Raw genomic sequence first — 17991 nt, forward strand, 5'->3', positions numbered from 1 at the left:
AATTTTGGAACAAAAATATGATGTAATTGTTGTTGGTGCTGGACATGCAGGTGTAGAAGCAGGACTTGCAAGTGCGAGAAAAGGTGCAAAAACACTGATGCTGACAATAAATCTGGATTCTGTCGCGTTTATGCCTTGTAATCCATCAGTTGGTGGACCGGCGAAAGGTATCGTTGTACGTGAAATTGATGCTTTAGGCGGACAGATGGCTAAAACAATCGATAAGACGCATATTCAAATGCGTATGCTCAATACTGGGAAAGGTCCAGCAGTTCGTGCGTTACGTGCTCAAGCAGATAAAGTTTTGTATCAGCAAGAAATGAAATCTGTTATAGAAGCTCAAGACAACCTGGACATTATGCAAGGCATGGTGGAGCGTTTAATTATTGAGGATGGAAAAGTACTTGGTGTGGAAACAGTTATAGGGACTACGTATTTAGCGGATGCTGTCGTCTTAACGACAGGAACATTTTTACGTGGAGAAATCATTCTTGGAAATATTAAATATTCTTCAGGTCCCAACCATCAGATGCCTTCTATAAAGTTAGCTGACCATCTTCGCGAGATTGGGTTTGATATCGTTAGATTCAAAACAGGTACACCACCACGTGTAAACAGTGATTCTATTGACTATAGCAAAACTGAAATTCAACCAGGTGATGATCTGCCACGTGCATTTAGTTACGAAACAACAGAGTTTATCATGGATCAATTACCATGCTGGCTAACCTATACAAACGGCGAAACACATCAAGTTATCGATGATAATCTGCATCTATCAGCAATGTACTCGGGTATGATTAAAGGAACAGGACCAAGATATTGTCCTTCAATTGAAGATAAGTTTGTCAGATTTAATGACAAACCAAGACATCAAATCTTCTTAGAACCAGAAGGAAGACATACTAAAGAAGTATATGTGCAGGGACTTTCTACAAGTTTGCCAGAGCATGTGCAATTGCAAATGTTAAAAACGATACCTGGTTTAGAAAAAGCAGACATGATGCGTGCAGGATACGCTATTGAGTATGATGCAATTGTACCAACGCAACTTTGGCCGACACTAGAGACGAAGAAAATTGAAGGACTTTATACTGCAGGTCAGATAAATGGGACAAGTGGTTATGAAGAGGCGGCAGGACAAGGACTTATGGCAGGTATTAATGCTGCAGCGAAGGTTCTAGGACATGATGAATTAATATTAGGTCGTCATGAAGCATATATTGGTGTACTCATAGATGATCTTGTAACAAAAGGGACGAATGAACCTTATCGTTTACTGACAAGTCGCGCTGAGCATCGTCTATTACTGCGTCATGACAATGCAGATTTAAGACTTACAGAAATAGGCTATAACGCAGGACTTATTGATGAGCTTCGATATAATAGATTCAATAATAAAAAAGCTGCTATTTCCGAGGAAATAAATCGTTTATCTCAAATCAGAATTAAGCCGAATGAAAAAACTCAAAGTATGATTGAATCGCGTGGAGGAACACCATTAAAAGATGGCATACTTGCGATTGATTTATTAAGAAGACCTGAAATGGATTATGCTTCAGTCGTTGCTTTAATCGAAGAACAAGGAATGATTGATGAATCTGTACAAGAACAAGTAGAAATTCAGACGAAGTATGAAGGATATATTCAAAAATCATTACAGCAAGTAGAAAAAGTAAAACGTATGGAAAATAAAAAAATTCCTGAGAATATTGATTATGATGATATTCACAGTCTGGCAACTGAAGCACGTGAAAAGTTAAAGGAAGTGAAACCATTAAGTATTGCACAGGCATCACGTATTTCTGGCGTAAATCCAGCAGATATCTCAATTTTATTAATTTATATTGAACAAGGGAAAATAAAAAGGGTGAATTAGATGAATGAGATGAAATTTTTACAACATTTAAAAGAAAAAGGCTTCGAACTCACAGATGAACAACAAAAACAATTTGCAATTTACTATGAAACTTTAGTAGAGTGGAATGAGAAAATTAATTTAACAGCTGTAACAGAAAAAGAAGAGGTATATTTGAAACATTTCTTTGATTCTATTACACCGAGTTTCTATTTTGATTTCAATAAAGTAAAATCTATTTGTGATGTTGGTGCTGGTGCAGGATTTCCTAGTATCCCATTAAAGATATTATATCCACATTTAGAACTTACAATCGTTGATTCCCTAAATAAAAGAATCAACTTCCTTAATCATTTAAGCACAGAACTTAATTTGACAAACTGCCATTTTGTACATGATCGAGCAGAAACATTTGGTAAAGGCGAGTACAGAGAACACTTTGATGTAGTTACAGCAAGAGCGGTTGCGAGATTATCTGTATTAAGTGAACTCTGTTTACCACTTGTGAAAAAAGGTGGTCATTTTATTGCGCTTAAAGGTGCACAAGGAGAAATAGAGGTTGAAGAAGGATTGTTTGCGATATCTATATTAGGTGGAGCGGTGGTTGAAAATCACCGATTGACGCTACCTGAAGAAGATAGTATGCGTTATATATTAGATATTGAGAAAAAAAGACAAACCCCTAAGAAGTATCCGCGTAAACCAGGGACACCAAACAAGGAACCATTACTAAAATAAGTATTTGAATTGAAAGTGAGTCGATTGTTATGAAAAAACCTTTTTCAAAATTATTTGGGCTGAAAGAAAAGGAAGAAGATGTAGAAGTAGCGCGCCAAAATGGTAATGTTGTAAAAGTTTCTGTCGAACGCATCGTACCGAATCGTTATCAACCACGACAAATCTTTGATGAAGAAAAAATTAAAGAGTTGGCTGAATCTATTCGTTCATATGGATTACTTCAACCTATCGTCGTTCGTCCAATCGAAGAAGAAATGTATGAGATTATTGCTGGAGAAAGACGTTTCAGAGCACTTAAGATGAATAATACAGCTGAAACAGAAGTCATTGTTAAGCAGATGAATGATAAAGAAACTGCTGCAATTGCATTAATTGAAAATATTCAAAGAGAAAATTTATCAGCTGTAGAAGAAGCAGAAGCTTATAAAAAATTGCTGGATCTAGATGGAATTACACAGAATGATCTTGCAACGAGCCTAGGAAAAAGTCAGTCATTTATTGCTAATAAGCTCAGATTACTTAGATTATCCCAACCGATACTGGATGCATTAAGTAAGCATCAAATTACAGAAAGACATGCCAGAAGCTTGCTTGCTTTAGATGAAGCGGGTCAGTCGCAGATGTTGAATATTATAAAAAGTCAGAACTTAAATGTAAAACAGACAGAAGAACGTGTGAAACGTATGCTTGCTGGAGAAGAAGTGAAACCTAAGAGAATTGGTTTTACTCGTGATATAAAGCTCGCTTTTAATACAATTGGAGAAAGTTTGAAGGCTGTAGAAAAAAGTGGGGTTAAAGTAAAGCGAAAAGATACGGAATATGAAAACTTCTATGAAATTTCGATAAAAGTATTTAAAACAGATAAATAGAATCATCGTCCCTGCAGAGAGAGTGCAGGGATTTTTTATTGAGGACTTTATGGTCTACACTTTTATTGTTTGTGCAATATAGAGCTAAAATTGATATAATCGATATTATATGAAATGACGATTAGGAGAGAGTATTCATGACAAAAATTTTGGCGATTGCCAATCAAAAAGGTGGCGTGGGTAAGACAACTACGTCAGTAAATTTAAGTGCGGCACTTAGCGAACTTGGTAAGAAAGTACTACTGATTGATACAGATCCTCAAGGAAATGCAACAAGTGGTGTAGGGATTGATAAGAATAATGTGACGAATTCAGTTTATGATATGCTTGTAGAAGATACCGATATTAATAAGTGTGTGTTGAAAACAGCACAGGAAAATCTTTATATTATTCCGGCAAATATCGCCCTGGCGGGTGCAGAGATTGAACTTGTGTCAGCTATGAGTAGAGAAGTTCGACTTAAATATGCTTTTAAAGAGCTAAATGAGGAGTTTGATTATATTATTATTGATTGTCCACCATCTCTCGGACTACTTACAATCAATTCCTTTACCGCAGCAAGTGGTATTATTATCCCTGTACAGTGCGAGTATTATGCACTTGAAGGCTTGAGTCAGTTGCTGAATACAATCAAGCTTGTACAACGACATCTTAATCAGTCGCTTGTAATTGAAGGTGTATTACTTACAATGTACGATGCACGTACAAATTTAGGTAATGATGTTATCGCAGAAGTGAAAGCACATTTCGAAGATAAAGTATATGAAACAATTATTCCAAGAAATGTACGTTTATCTGAAGCCCCTTCTCACGGACAGCCGATTAATGTATATGATGCGCGTTCTATGGGAGCTAAGACATATAAAAGCTTAGCTGAGGAGGTAATTAGTAATGGCTAGAGGTTTAGGAAAAGGTCTTGGTAGAGGGCTGGATGCATTATTTCAAGAAAATCGTCAGGATGAAATTGTTGAAGAGCTGAATGTTGCAGAATTGCGTGCAAATCCATATCAGCCAAGAATAGAGTTTGATGAAGCAGCGTTAGAAGAATTAAGTGAGTCGATTAAACTTCATGGAGTACTGCAGCCGATTGTTGTACGAAAATCAGTTAAAGGTTATGACATAGTGGTTGGTGAACGTCGCTTTAGAGCGAGTAAGCTAGCAGGTAAAAATAAAATTCCTGCGATTATTAAAACACTTACAGACCAACAGATGATGGAGCTCGCAATTATTGAGAATTTGCAACGTGAAGATCTTAATCCATTAGAAGAAGCAAAAAGTTATGAGTCACTAATGAAACATTTGAATTTAACACAAGCAGAAACAGCAGATAGACTTGGGAAATCTCGCTCTTACATTGCGAACTTATTGAGATTATTAAATTTACCACAAGAAGTAAAGAAAATGATTAATCACAAAGAAATTTCAGGAGGCCATGGACGTACTTTACTAGGGCTAAAAAATGAAGAAGATATAATTAAAGTGGCACACAAAGTTGTTCGAGAGGCGATGAGTGTACGCGCTTTAGAAGACCTCATTAAAATGATGAACCAAGAAGAGGTAGAGACACATAGTAAAGAAGTTAAAGTAAAGCAAAAGCCAAAGTTTCTTGTGAAACATGAAGAGTCTTTGAAGCAGAATCTAGGGACTAAAGTAGAAATTTCTAAATCACGCAAAAAAGGAAAGATTTCAATTGAATTCACTTCTGAAGAGGAGTTTAATCGTTTGATTCATTTGCTTGAAAATGTAGGTGAATAGATGGATAAATTAGTATACTTTTTTAAGCGATTAATTAAGCCTTATACGGATCCTGAATTTTGGGCTGGAGTAGGTGCAAATATTTTCTGGGCATTAGTATTGCTCGTTTTTGGATTGTTCCTAATTAAATTTATTCACAAGATGATCGAACAATTTTTTTATGTCCGCCGAAGAACAAATTTATCTCATTCTGAAAAAAGAGATACGACGCTCATCAAATTACTTCAAAATATAGCTTCTTATGCAACATGGTTTATCATTATCACTACTATCTTGAGTAACTTTGGGGTCAAAGTTGAAAGTATTATTGCTGGAGCAGGGGTGGCTGGTATTGCAATTGGTTTTGGCGCACAAACTTTAGTGAAAGATATTATCACGGGTTTCTTTATTATCTTTGAAAATCAGTTTGACGTAGGTGACTATGTTAAAATTAATACAACTGGCACAACTGTAGCAGAAGGTACGGTACAATCAATTGGATTACGTTCAACAAGAATTCGATCATTTACAGGAGAGCTTACGATACTGCCGAACGGTACAATGAATGAAATCGTCAATTTTTCTGTTAATAATTCACTTGCAGTATTTGATATTACAGTTTCAAGTGAAGAAAACCTAGAAGATGTTGAGGCGTTGATTAAACCCTATCTGGAAACTTTGATGGATAAGTATGATGATTTGATTAAATCTCCAGAAATACTAGGCGTTGAGGCAGTGTCAGCCGGGGAAGCTAAGATTAAAATTGCAGCAGAAACGTTACCAAATCATCATGTAAAAGTTTCACGTATGTTAAGACGTGATTTGAAAGACTATCTGGATAGTAACGGAGTAAAAGTACCAATGCCTCGAATGATTATGTATAATCAACCAGATAAAAAGGGTGGATAGTATGGATAAAACGTATGATTTAAATGATATAGTTGAGATGAAAAAACCCCATGCATGTGGTGAGAAACATTTTAAAATTATTCGTTTAGGCGCAGATATTAGAATCAAATGTACAGGTTGTGACCGTAGTATTATGCTGCCTAGACAAGAGTTCAATAAAAAAATAAAAAAAATAACGCATCATGCGTAAGTAAGAGGAGATAATATTATGGCATTAACAGCAGGAATCGTTGGTTTACCGAATGTAGGAAAATCAACTTTATTTAACGCAATTACGAAAGCAGGAGCTCTAGCTGCAAACTATCCGTTTGCGACAATTGATCCGAATGTAGGAATTGTAGAAGTTCCAGATCACCGTTTGAATAAATTAACTGAACTTGTAGAACCTAAGAAAACTGTTCCGACAGCATTTGAGTTTACGGATATTGCAGGCATCGTAAAAGGGGCATCTAAAGGAGAAGGATTAGGTAATAAGTTCTTATCACATATTCGTGAAGTAGATGCAATTTGTCAGGTTGTACGTGCTTTTGAAGATGAGAATATTACTCATGTTTCTGGTAAGGTAAACCCCGTCGATGATATTGAAGTTATCAATATGGAACTTGTTCTTGCAGACTTAGAGTCTGTAGAGAAACGCTATGCACGCGTTCAAAAGATGGCGAAACAAAAAGATAAAGATGCGATGGCAGAAGAAGCGGTTCTTGCGATTGTCAAAGAAACTTTAGAAGCTGAAAAGCCAGTACGCAGCATCGAGTTTTCTCCGGAGCAGGCAAAGCTTGTTAAAAATATGCACTTACTTACTGCAAAACCAATGCTTTATGTTGCAAATGTTTCAGAGGATGATTTAATCAGCGGTGAAGAAAACGAACATTTAAAAGCGATCAAAGCATATGCTGAAGCTGAAGGTTCAGAAGTGATTGTTATTAGTGCGAAGATTGAAGAAGAGCTTGCAACACTAGAAGATGAAGATAAAGAAGAATACCTCGCTGATCTTGGTATTGAGGAAGCGGGATTAGACAAACTTATCCGTGCATCTTATCACTTATTAGGACTGGCTACGTACTTCACTGCAGGTGTTCAAGAAGTTCGTGCATGGACATTCAAAAAAGGTATGACAGCACCACAATGTGCAGGCATTATTCATACGGACTTTGAACGTGGTTTCATTCGTGCTGAAACAGTCAGCTATGATGACCTTATTGAATACAATGGCATGAGCGGAGCCAAAGAAGCAGGTAAAGTACGTTTAGAAGGTAAAGAATATATTATGCAGGATGGAGACGTTGTGCATTTTAGATTTAACGTTTAATATTTAAAGAAAGAATGGCCCGGTAAACTTAAGTTTACCGGGCCATTCTTTCTTATACTACTGATTACGTATTTTTTGAGTACTTGTTACAAGGACTTTTAATGCTTCTTTCACCTCTTCTTCTTTTCTTGTTTTAAGCCCACAATCAGGATTAACCCAGAACAATGAGCGGTCAATTTGTTTTAAAGCACGTTCGATTGCGTTTGTTACTTCTGCTTCAGTCGGTATACGAGGACTGTGAATATCATAGACTCCTAAGCCGATACCAAGATTATAGTTGATGTCTTCGAAATCCTGTATAAGATCGCCATGACTTCTTGATGTTTCGATAGAGATAACGTCTGCATCTAAGTCATATATCGCATGAATAATCTGACCGAACTGAGAATAGCACATATGTGTATGTATCTGTGTGTCGTCAGCTACTGAAGAAGTTGCGAGTTTGAAACTGTGTACCGCTTTATCTAAGTAATCCTTATGGAATTCACTTCTTAATGGTAAGCCTTCTCGGAGTGCGGGCTCATCGACCTGGATAATTTTAATACCTGCCTTTTCTAAAGCGAGTACTTCTTCATTAATTGCCAATGCTATTTGATTTTGAACTACTTCACGTGGTATATCTACACGTTCAAATGACCAGTTTAATATCGTTACCGGCCCTGTAAGCATGCCTTTTACAGGTTTGTTTGTCAGTCCTTGAGCATAGACAGTTTCATCTATTGTTAATGGGTGTGTCCACTTTACATCTCCATAGATGATTGGGGGCTTTACGGCACGTGAACCATAAGATTGTACCCATCCATACTTGGTAACGAGGAAACCTTGAAGTTTTTCGCCAAAAAACTCGACCATGTCATTACGTTCAAATTCTCCATGTACTAAGACATCAAGCCCTATTTCCTCTTGAATGTCAATCCATCGTTTAATCTCATCTTTTAAGAACTGCTTGTACACCTCATCTGTAATGCGATGATTTTTCCAGTCAGCACGATATTGTCTTACCTCTTTTGACTGTGGGAAGGAGCCGATTGTCGTTGTAGGTAGGTCTGGTAAATTCCAACGTTGCTGCTGTAGCACTTTACGTACTTCAAATGTTGATGAACGTTGATCGGGAATATTATAGTTGTATTCTAGATTTTTAAAAGATTGATTCTGGAATGTTTCGTATTTTGATTTAAGTTTGTTAAACTGCGTTGCATTGTTATTGTTAAAAAGATTTTTTAACGCTTCTAATTCTCCTAGTTTCTCAGTAGCAAAGCTCAAGCCATCTTTAATCTGCTCATCTAGTGTCTCGTCCTCTAAAGATACGGGTACTAAAAGGAGTGAAGATGAAGGATTAATATATAGGTCTTCGACATGCTCAGAAAGCTTTTCGATTAGTTGCTGCTTTAGTGCAACGTCGGCAGCCCATACATTTCTGCCATCTATAACACCTGCAAAAAGCGTCTTATCACCGCTTAAGTCTCCTGCTAGTATTTGTTTTAAGTTATTGCCACGATCATGAACCAAATCTAATCCCAGACCTTTAACAGGCAGCCCATTTAAAAATTTGACATCTGCAGCTTCAAAGTAAGTCTGAATGATTAATTTATCTGCTACTTTAGCATCATTAAAAGCTTCATATACTTCATGCGTGATATCTTTTAGCACTTCAGCCTGATCAGTAACCAAGATAGGTTCGTCAACCTGAATAAGCTCAGCACCTTCTTGTATTAATGAATGGAAGACTTCGGTATATAAAGGGATTAACTGACGTACTTTTTCTTCGAAGGAGCTAGTGCCTCCTTTTGATAATGCAACGAAAGTAATAGGACCTACAATCACAGGATGAGCATTAATCCCAAGTGATAGAGCAAAGCGGTAACGTTCCAGTAATGTATTATGATTTAACTTAGGCACTACATTATCCCATTCAGGCACGATATAGTGATAGTTTGTATTAAACCATTTGATTAATGCACTAGCTACGTGTTCTTTATTCCCTCTAGCAATATCAAATAATAAATCATCATCTATCTCTCTTCCTTGAAATCGTTCTGGAATAATATTGAAAAGCAAAGCGGTATCTAGAAGGTTATCGTATAATGAGAAATCTCCCACAGGTACACTATCGAGGTTATAGCTACTTTGTAATTTTAAGTTATCTCGGTGTAGCACTTCTAATTGTTTATCGAGTGCTTCTTTATTAATATTTTTATTCCAGTACCCTTCAATTGCTTTTTTCCATTCACGTTTGCGTCCGAGTCTCGGAAACCCTAAGTTTGTCGTTTTGATTGTCATAATATTGCCTCCTGTTTGTGTTTGGTAATTGATTTTGAATATGCAGCTAGCTCAAGCGAGTATTCAACTTGCTCGAATGGCGTAATGATATATAGTCCGTTAAAGTAAGCATGAACAGTATCAATTAAGGATTTACAAAGATCTATACTCAGCTTTTGTGTAGCGGATTTATCATGTTCTACTGCCTTAAAACGTTCTAAGATATCTTCTGATATTTTTATTCCAGGAACTTCGTTATGGAGAAACAGTGCATTTTTATAGCTTGTAATGGGCATTATCCCGATAAATATCGGAACATTTAGCTGTTGTGTGGCAGTGTATATTTCTATTATTTTTTCATGAGAGAAGACAGGTTGAGTAATGAAGTAATGCATACCACTCTCTATTTTCTTCTTCATATTTCTAATGGCAGCATCCATATTTTTTACATGTGGATTAAAGGCGCCTGCAATATTGAAATGTGTTTTGGATTTTAAAGTACCACCGTCTGTATTAATTCCTTTATTAAATCTTAAGGCGAGTTCTGTGAGTCCCTTGGAATTCACATCGTAGACATTGGTTGCCCCCGGTAGATGTCCGATTTTAGAAGGATCTCCTGTAACTGCGAGAATTTCATTGATTCCTAACAAAGATAGCCCGAGTAGATGAGATTGCAAACCAATTAAGTTTCGATCTCGACAAGTTATATGAACGAGGGGTTCAATATTAAATTTCTGCTTAATGAGGCTTGCCGCTGCAATATTAGAGATGCGGACTGTAGCTAGCGCGTTATCAGCTAGGGTCACTGCATCGATGCCAGATGCATCTAGTGCCTTGATGTTTTGGAAGAACCTTTTTGTATCTAGATGCTTGGGCGTATCGAGTTCTACAATAACTGTGGGTTGTGTTTTAACGCGTTGTGAGAGACTCAGCTTGTGCTTTTCTTTTATCACATATTCATTTTTCTTACGGAAAGGAACAACCTTTTTATCTGTGACCGGTTTGAGATTCCCGACTACCCCTTTGATTTTCTGGATGTGTTCCGGCGTAGTCCCACAGCATCCTCCAATTAATCGAATGCCTTCATGTATGAGCTGTTCAGCTACATCGGCGAAATACTGTGCATTATTACTATATTTAAAATGATTGTGATCTATATCCAGTAAACTAGCATTTGGATAACAGGATAAAAACGCGTGTCTTGGGATATCAATATGCTGAAATGTTCGCTTCATATGATGTGGCCCGTGATGGCAATTTAAACCTACAATATCTGCTCCTGCTGAAATAAGCTGATCAAAAGCCTCGCTGATTAATGTTCCATCAATTAAATAATGGGTATTAGAAGCAGTGAGCTGTGCAATTATCGGAACGTTATATTTTTGATGTGCCAGTGATACGACGGTAAGTAATTCTTTTAGATCATAGTAGGTTTCAAACAATAATCCATCGACGTCGCATGATATTAGTGCATCAATCTGGACTTCCGTATGATATTGAATCTCAGGAAGAGATAGCTTTCCCTGTTGAACATCTCTTAGTCCACCAACTGTTCCAAGAATGAATGTATCTTCTTTAGCCGCCCGTTTTGCAATGTCTACAGCAGCTTCATTGATGGCTTTAACTTTATGCTCCAGACCGAAGCGTTGAAGTTTAATGAAATTAGCAGCATATGTATTGGTCTGTATAATATCTGATCCTGCTTCAATATACGAGCGGTGAATTTGTTCCACTTTTTCTGGATGCGTGAGATTATAGCGCTCTGGACATGTATTTAAGCCTTCAGAATATAATATTGTTCCCATAGCGCCATCGGCTACTAAAATTTTTTTCTCCAATGTTTCTAATAATCTACTCATTATATTCCTCCTTTATTACCCTTATTGATGATTGGAACGTTTCATATTAATCCCTCCTTAGTAATGCTCTATACAAAAAAAGCTTTCGTCCTTTAGATCTGAAGAGTTATCAGATCTAAAGGACGAAAGCTTAGTTCGCGGTACCACCTTTATTTATTGTTCTATTACTAAAACAATCTTATCCAGTACGCTAAGTTGTAATAGGCTACGGCTAAGTATACGAAAGTGTAGAAGATAGTATGCCAGTACGCTATTGAACAACATATTAATACTGTATCGCTATAACGGGCGAACCCGGTGGTACCTCATATTGGCACCAACACTCCAAGGCCATTTTCGAACTTTCTTTCAATGTCTTCTCTCAGCATACGAAGATTCTCTGTAAAAGCAGTGTAAGTTTTACTTTCCTTTTTCTAGTGTTTAGAGTATAGAGTTTTGTTTAATTAAGTGTTACTTTACATGAATATAAAAATGCTGTCAACAAAAATTTCAGAAAATTGAGAATACATTTTTTGATAATATATTTTAAAACATCGGACGATATGATACGTTATAACATGAGGTGAGGAAATGAAGCCGTTAAGACGTATTATATATTGTATTAAACTGATTGATAATGATGGTATGCAGCCCCCAGTGTATGATATCAGCTATCATTATCTTATTCAGGTAGTTGGGGCTGGAACGCGTGTAGCGGTTGATGAGTCTATCTATGAGTATGTGACATATAGCTCTGAAACAATACGTTACCTAGATATCTATGCGATTGACACCATTTATCCGGAAGCTAAGGAATACAGACAATACCTTTATTTAGCACAGAAAGAAATACAGCCTTTTTATACGAAACGAATCAGAACATATAGATTAGAAAGTCTTTGTTAAAAAATATTGCAGATATATTTAATGATTGATGAAATAAGTAAACTATGCTATAATTCTCTATTGTGAGTAATGAAAATTATTCCTTGCTTTATAAAATTATAAAGCCGCATAGACCATAAGGAGGTGTAAATGATGAGAAATTACGAAATTATGTATGTCGTACGTCCAAACATTGAAGAAGATGCTAAGAAAGCTTTAATCGAGCGTTTCGAAGAAATTCTTACTTCAAACGGAGCGGAAATCATCGAATCAAAGGATTGGGGTAAACGTCGTTTAGCTTATGAAATCAACGATTTTAAAGAAGGTTTCTACCGAATCGTTCGCGTTAAGTCTACTGACGAAGCTACTAATGAATTTGATCGTTTAGCTAAAATCAACGATGACATTATCCGTCATATCGTTGTTCGCGAAGAAGAAAAATAATAAGATTATGTGGGGGCGATTTATTTGCTTAACCGAGTTGTATTAGTTGGTCGTTTAACTAAAGATCCAGAATACAGAGTCACAACATCAGGTGTGTCAGTCGCTACATTTACTTTAGCAGTAAATAGAACATTTACTAATGCACAAGGAGAACGTCAGGCTGATTTTATCAACTGTGTCGTATTCCGTAAGCAAGCTGAAAATGTTAATAATTTCTTGCATAAAGGTAGTTTAGCTGGGGTTGATGGCAGATTGCAATCACGTAGTTATGATAATCAAGAAGGACGTAAAGTATACGTTACTGAGGTCGTTTGTGATTCAGTTCAATTCCTTGAACCGAAGAACACTAACCAATCACGTACGAACAGTCCGTCAGATGACTATTCTAGCTATGACCAAGGAAGTTACGGTCAGACACAAGGCCAGAATCAAAACTATCAGTCATCAAATAATCAACAACCAAATACATCAGCACCATCAAATAACCCATTTGCCAATGCAGCAGGGCCAATTGATATCAGTGATGATGATTTACCATTTTAATTACTAATCTATAAGTAAGGGAGGCAACAATCATGGCAGGTGGACCAAGAAGAGGCGGTCGTCGTCGTAAAAAAGTTTGTTATTTCACAGCAAACGGTATTACACACATTGACTATAAAGAAGTAGATATGCTTAAAAAATTCATCTCTGAACGTGGTAAAATTTTACCACGTCGTGTAACAGGTACTTCAGCTAAATACCAACGTATGTTAACTGTAGCTATCAAACGTGCACGTCATATGGCTTTATTACCATATGTTAAAGACGAAGCATAAGCTTAATATATAAAGGAGAGACAGTAAATGTCTCTCCTCTTTTTTTATATTTCTTTTCATGTATCCTATTTTCAAAATCTTAAAATTACACCTTCTTGAATTATAATATAGGTTATGCAGCAATTATATTTCAAATTTCTTGGGTTTAACTTAAATGAAGAATTAGGTTAGGAGCAAAAAATTAATACATATTTAACTTATAAGAATATCATGTATATGCTAGGTTAGTACATTTGTTCAATCAAATCTTCTACAATAGTAGAGTCAATATTATTACATAATAGATACTTAGTTCGATACATATGTTCGATGGCTAATTGTAGACTTGAATGGTTTATTATATTCTTTACAAATAAATTCATTGGAACAGGTGCATCATTATGAAGGCCGGGTTGGTGATAGTTAATATCATATAAGTAGAACCCAAATTTCTCATAGAAAGATGCTAACGGACTATTTCCTGTTGTATCTTGCTCACACTCAAGCATAATAGTATTTAATGTAGTACCATTTTGTTCGCATAGCGCTGTCATAATGATTTCCGCTTCATTCATTAGTGCACGTGCAACATTTTTACCTCGAGATTCTTCACTTACGACTAAGTATACGATATATCCAATGTTGTACATTACTTCAAGATGAAATGAAGTAAATCCTAATAGCGTGTCATTTTCATAGGCAGCAATAAAATGATAACGCTCAAAATCCTGACGTTTAAGATCGAAGCTATTATAGAATACATCGATTGGTTCACAAATTGATTCTGGAAACTCTTTTGTATAAAGTGCCATACATTCGTTGAAATAGTGATCGGCTGAATTTAAAGCTATTATTTTCATAATCAGGCTCCTGTTCATGTATATATTAGTATTGTAACATGACTAAATGTTAAATACATGGAAATAAAAAAAGAAGCCTCTAAGGCTTCTTTAATTTATATTATAAACGACGATCTGTTAAATCATCGTTATTATGGTCACGGTCTTTTAAATGTGCGTTAGAATCGTCGATATCAACTTCTTCTTTACGTACGTTTTCAGATACATGCTCAGTTTCAGTTACACGGTTTTTCTTGATTACTAACTCTTCAGAAACTACATTGTCTTTTTCGATGTTAACGCGTTCTTCAGTTAATGGTACACGGATTGTTTCATCTTCTAAATTGTTATCGAAGTGATCATCTGCTACTGCACGGTCTGTCACATCGCGACGCTCAATTGTTACTTCATCATGTGATACTGGTACATCGAATTCTTGACGTTCTTCGACAACGTTTTTATCGATTGTAACTTCACCTGATTGAACTGTATCTTTGTTTACACGTAAACGTTCTTCGTGTAACTGGATTTTCTCATCTTCGCCTAGATCATCACGGTTACGGATATCTTCGTCCACTAAGTTTAAACGTTCCTCACGGCTTAATTTATTATATTCTTCATTGTTAAAGTTATTCATATCTACTACTTCCTCTCTGTTTTTTAAATTGTTATCACGGTGTTTACCTGAATAATCTGCATCTGATTCAGCATTTGTACTTGCTGCAAAACCTAAGCCAGTGTGATCATCTTCCTTGTTATAATCTGGAGTAGCTTTATCGTTTAATGTACTGCCTTCTTGTCTTTCAGTGCTATGACGATAAGCATCATTATCTACATAAAGTAAGATTTGACCGCTTTCGATAGCGTTTTCGTATTCAACCTTCTCAGAATCAGTTAAATCTAATTTGTCGTATACGCGACTTTGTGGGTCTTCACCAGTAAAGAATGCAGCCACTTTGTCACCGAATGTACCTTCTGCATTTCTATATTGAACGTCAGTGTAATCCAATGCTGAACCTTCTAATTTATGTTTAGAAATAACATGAATATCACGTTCAGAAATGCCTTCAGCTTTTAATTGATCGATTCTACGTAATAATGTTTCTTCGTTTGAAAATGTTTCTAACTGTCTTTGTCTCATTATTCGTACCTCCAATGTGGTTTATGTACTTTCATGATGTCTTTGTTTTATTGTTATGCTAAATATATACCCAAGCGTTAATAATCTAAACACAAAGCATTAAAAATTCATAAAAAACACTTGACATACAAACTACATTTATATGGAAGAAACTCTATGAAAACATTATAAATTTGTATAAATTATTTTGAAAAAATTGAGTAATTTTTACATGTTATATCAGCTTTTTTATGTGTTTGATAAAAATAGCGGTTTCAATTTTCTGACTTATTATTAAATATAAAAATAATATTGCTAAAAGTTAATGATTTTGTTATTATCAAGAACATTAATATTAATTGCATACAAATTATACTCATATAAATTAAAGGATATGGCTTTAGAGTTTCTACCGCATCGCCGTAAATGATGCGACTATGAGTAATTAAATAAAGAGTTTTTTTATTTATTACTCATCTAAATGATTTAGATGAGTTTTTTTGTATAGTATGGGAGGCTGACAAGTGGAAAAGTTACAACAACGTGTAAAAGAAGATGGTGTTGTTATTGATGGTGGTATTTTGAAAGTGGATTCGTTTCTGAATCATCAAATCGACCCTGAATTAATGTATGAAGTTGGTGAAACGATATACAATAAGTATAAAGACGAAGGGGTTACTAAAGTTTTAACAATTGAAGCTTCTGGAATTGCACCAGCTATAATGGCTGCATTAAAGTTTAAAGTACCTTGTCTTTTTGCGAAAAAATCTGTACCAAGTACATTGACTGAAGAAGTATATCATACGGATATTCATTCTTATACGAAAAACAAGACGAGTCACGTTGTCGTGTCAAAACGATTCTTAAACGAAAATGATCGAGTAGTTATCATTGATGACTTCTTAGCGAATGGTGAGGCAGCACTTGGTCTATATAATCTCGTACAACAAGCCGGAGCTACGTGTGTTGGTGTTGGAATTGTAGTCGAGAAAAGTTTTCAGTCAGGTAAACAGCGTCTGCTTGATGCAGGATTAGATGTAACGAGTTTATGTGAAATTGCTGCACTTGATAATGGCAAAGTAACATTAGTAGGAGAGGGCGAACTTTAATGAAAAATTTATTGTTAAGTTTGCAACATCTTCTTGCAATGTATGCCGGAGCAATTATTGTTCCGATTATCGTCGGACATGCGTTAGGTTTTAGTGCACAAGAAACGGCATATTTAGTTTCTGTCGATATCTTTATGTGTGGTGTTGCGACATTCCTTCAAGTATATAAAGGTATCGGAATTGGATTACCAGTAGTACTTGGATGTACCTTTACGGCCGCAACCCCAATGATTATGGTAGGTTCAAAACACGGTATCGATGTACTTTACGGGTCGCTCTTTGCTTCTGGTATTATTATCGTTCTTATTTCACCGTTCTTTTCATATCTTGTAAAAATATTTCCACCAGTAGTGACAGGTAGCGTCGTAACGATTATTGGGATTACGTTAATGCCAGTAGCGATGAATAATTTGGCAGGAGGTCAAGGAAACAAAGATTATGGTGCGCCGATAAATATTCTATTAGGTCTCATCACATTGATTATCATATTGGTTATTCATAGGTTATCTTCCGGATTTATACGTTCAATTGCGATATTGCTTGGTTTAGTCATCGGTACAATAATTGCTTCATTCTTTGGATTAGTAAATATAGGTGCAGTGCATGAATCAAACTGGTTTGAATTACCGAAACCATTCAGATTTGCAGGATTTAAGTTTGAAATAGGTTCTATCCTATTGTTTGTTATTGTAGGAATCGTCAGCTTAATCGAATCAACAGGTGTATATTCTGCGCTAAGTGAGATTACAAAAACAAAAATAGATAGAAAAGATATATCTAAAGGTTACCGTGCTGAAGGGATTGCAATTGTATTAGGATCAATCTTCAATGCATTTCCATATACAGCATACTCACAAAATGTAGGGTTGGTTTCATTATCAGGTGTGAAATCAAATAAAGTTATGTATGGCATGGTCGCTTTGTTATTGCTATGTGGATCGATTCCTAAGCTTGGTGCAATTGCGACAATCATCCCTACATCTGTACTTGGAGGCGCAATGATTGCAATGTTTGGTATGGTCATGGCATACGGTGTAAAAATGCTTGGCGCCATTGATTTTACAAGACAAGACAATCTCTTGATTATTGCAGTATCTGTAGGTATTGGATTAGGAATTACAACCGTTCCAGAAGCGTTTAGCAAGTTCGGTAGCGACTATGAATGGCTGACACAAAATGGGATTGTTATTGGTACTTTTACTGCCATTATCCTTAATTTATTTTTTAATGGATTAAATGATAAACAAATGCGTCAAAATATGAAATAATAGAACTACTAAATT

The 17991-nt window shown here is 35.9% G+C and carries 18 protein-coding genes, 1 riboswitch and 1 other annotated feature; of the genes, 14 read left to right on the top strand and 4 right to left on the bottom strand.

All coding sequences use genetic code 11. The annotated features are described in order from the left end of the window. Positions 1-4: 4 nt before the first annotated feature. The 8 genes from mnmG to ychF all read left to right on the top strand — a co-directional run bounded on the left by mnmG (position 5) and on the right by ychF (position 7417). Entirely contained in the window at positions 5-1879 is a 1875-nt protein-coding gene (mnmG, locus tag ACZ2V4_RS10200; protein WP_219493427.1) for a tRNA uridine-5-carboxymethylaminomethyl(34) synthesis enzyme MnmG, read from the top strand. Next, complete coding sequence (rsmG, locus tag ACZ2V4_RS10205) at positions 1880-2596, top strand: 16S rRNA (guanine(527)-N(7))-methyltransferase RsmG (protein WP_219493425.1); 717 nt, start codon at positions 1880-1882, stop codon at positions 2594-2596. It begins immediately after the preceding gene. Positions 2597-2625: 29 nt separating this feature from the next. Continuing rightward, positions 2626-3465 carry a nucleoid occlusion protein gene (noc, locus tag ACZ2V4_RS10210; RefSeq protein ID WP_219493424.1) on the top strand — a complete coding sequence of 280 codons (840 nt, stop codon included), beginning with the start codon at positions 2626-2628 and terminating at the stop codon, positions 3463-3465. A gap of 137 nt (positions 3466-3602) precedes the next feature. Then, positions 3603-4364, top strand: a complete 762-nt coding sequence (locus ACZ2V4_RS10215) for a ParA family protein (protein WP_219493422.1) — start codon at positions 3603-3605, stop codon at positions 4362-4364. Next, a complete protein-coding gene (locus tag ACZ2V4_RS10220; RefSeq protein WP_490514823.1) occupies positions 4357-5220 on the top strand; it encodes a ParB/RepB/Spo0J family partition protein in 864 nt (287 codons plus the stop codon). Before ACZ2V4_RS10215 ends, ACZ2V4_RS10220 begins: the two co-directional genes overlap by 8 nt. Next, positions 5221-6108 carry a mechanosensitive ion channel family protein gene (locus tag ACZ2V4_RS10225; RefSeq protein WP_219493418.1) on the top strand — a complete coding sequence of 296 codons (888 nt, stop codon included), beginning with the start codon at positions 5221-5223 and terminating at the stop codon, positions 6106-6108. 1 nt (position 6109) lies between these two features. Continuing rightward, complete coding sequence (locus tag ACZ2V4_RS10230) at positions 6110-6298, top strand: DUF951 domain-containing protein (RefSeq protein WP_086043616.1); 189 nt, start codon at positions 6110-6112, stop codon at positions 6296-6298. Positions 6299-6316: 18 nt separating this feature from the next. Continuing rightward, complete coding sequence (gene ychF / locus ACZ2V4_RS10235; protein ID WP_219493416.1) at positions 6317-7417, top strand: redox-regulated ATPase YchF; 1101 nt, start codon at positions 6317-6319, stop codon at positions 7415-7417. Positions 7418-7474: 57 nt separating this feature from the next. On the opposite strand, the gene metE is transcribed toward ychF, so the two are convergent. Next, positions 7475-9700, bottom strand: a complete 2226-nt coding sequence (gene metE, locus ACZ2V4_RS10240; RefSeq protein ID WP_490514829.1) for a 5-methyltetrahydropteroyltriglutamate--homocysteine S-methyltransferase — start codon at positions 9698-9700, stop codon at positions 7475-7477. Further along, positions 9694-11535, bottom strand: a complete 1842-nt coding sequence (locus ACZ2V4_RS10245) for a bifunctional homocysteine S-methyltransferase/methylenetetrahydrofolate reductase (protein ID WP_490514824.1) — start codon at positions 11533-11535, stop codon at positions 9694-9696. The genes metE and ACZ2V4_RS10245 overlap by 7 nt, the downstream gene beginning before the upstream one ends. Before the next feature lie 115 nt (positions 11536-11650). Further along, positions 11651-11959, bottom strand: a binding site (T-box leader). 146 nt (positions 11960-12105) lie between these two features. Here ACZ2V4_RS10245 and ACZ2V4_RS10250 point away from each other — a divergent pair. From ACZ2V4_RS10250 to rpsR, 4 genes are all read left to right on the top strand, one after another. After that, positions 12106-12420 carry a hypothetical protein gene (locus ACZ2V4_RS10250; protein WP_490514825.1) on the top strand — a complete coding sequence of 105 codons (315 nt, stop codon included), beginning with the start codon at positions 12106-12108 and terminating at the stop codon, positions 12418-12420. 132 nt (positions 12421-12552) lie between these two features. Then, positions 12553-12843, top strand: a complete 291-nt coding sequence (gene rpsF, locus ACZ2V4_RS10255; protein ID WP_219494866.1) for a 30S ribosomal protein S6 — start codon at positions 12553-12555, stop codon at positions 12841-12843. 24 nt (positions 12844-12867) lie between these two features. Further along, positions 12868-13386 (top strand): single-stranded DNA-binding protein, encoded by a 519-nt coding sequence (gene ssb, locus ACZ2V4_RS10260; RefSeq protein ID WP_219493413.1) that lies wholly within the window; start codon positions 12868-12870, stop codon positions 13384-13386. Between the two features lie 32 nt (positions 13387-13418). Further along, on the top strand, positions 13419-13661 hold the full coding sequence (rpsR, locus tag ACZ2V4_RS10265) for a 30S ribosomal protein S18 (RefSeq protein WP_041636240.1): 243 nt from the start codon (positions 13419-13421) through the stop codon (positions 13659-13661). A gap of 224 nt (positions 13662-13885) precedes the next feature. Here rpsR and ACZ2V4_RS10270 read toward each other — a convergent pair whose 3' ends face one another. Beyond that, positions 13886-14500, bottom strand: a complete 615-nt coding sequence (locus tag ACZ2V4_RS10270; protein WP_283722013.1) for a GNAT family N-acetyltransferase — start codon at positions 14498-14500, stop codon at positions 13886-13888. Positions 14501-14600: 100 nt separating this feature from the next. Next, on the bottom strand, positions 14601-15620 hold the full coding sequence (locus ACZ2V4_RS10275) for a DUF2382 domain-containing protein (protein WP_283722012.1): 1020 nt from the start codon (positions 15618-15620) through the stop codon (positions 14601-14603). 335 nt (positions 15621-15955) lie between these two features. Further along, positions 15956-16057: riboswitch (purine riboswitch) on the top strand. 66 nt (positions 16058-16123) lie between these two features. Here ACZ2V4_RS10275 and xpt point away from each other — a divergent pair. Next, a complete protein-coding gene (xpt, locus tag ACZ2V4_RS10280; protein ID WP_099482390.1) occupies positions 16124-16708 on the top strand; it encodes a xanthine phosphoribosyltransferase in 585 nt (194 codons plus the stop codon). Next, a complete protein-coding gene (locus ACZ2V4_RS10285) occupies positions 16708-17976 on the top strand; it encodes a nucleobase:cation symporter-2 family protein (protein WP_490514826.1) in 1269 nt (422 codons plus the stop codon). Before xpt ends, ACZ2V4_RS10285 begins: the two co-directional genes overlap by 1 nt. Positions 17977-17991: the final 15 nt, after the last annotated feature.

It is taken from the genome of Macrococcus sp. CoH-51_TC_04, assembly GCF_058188655.1.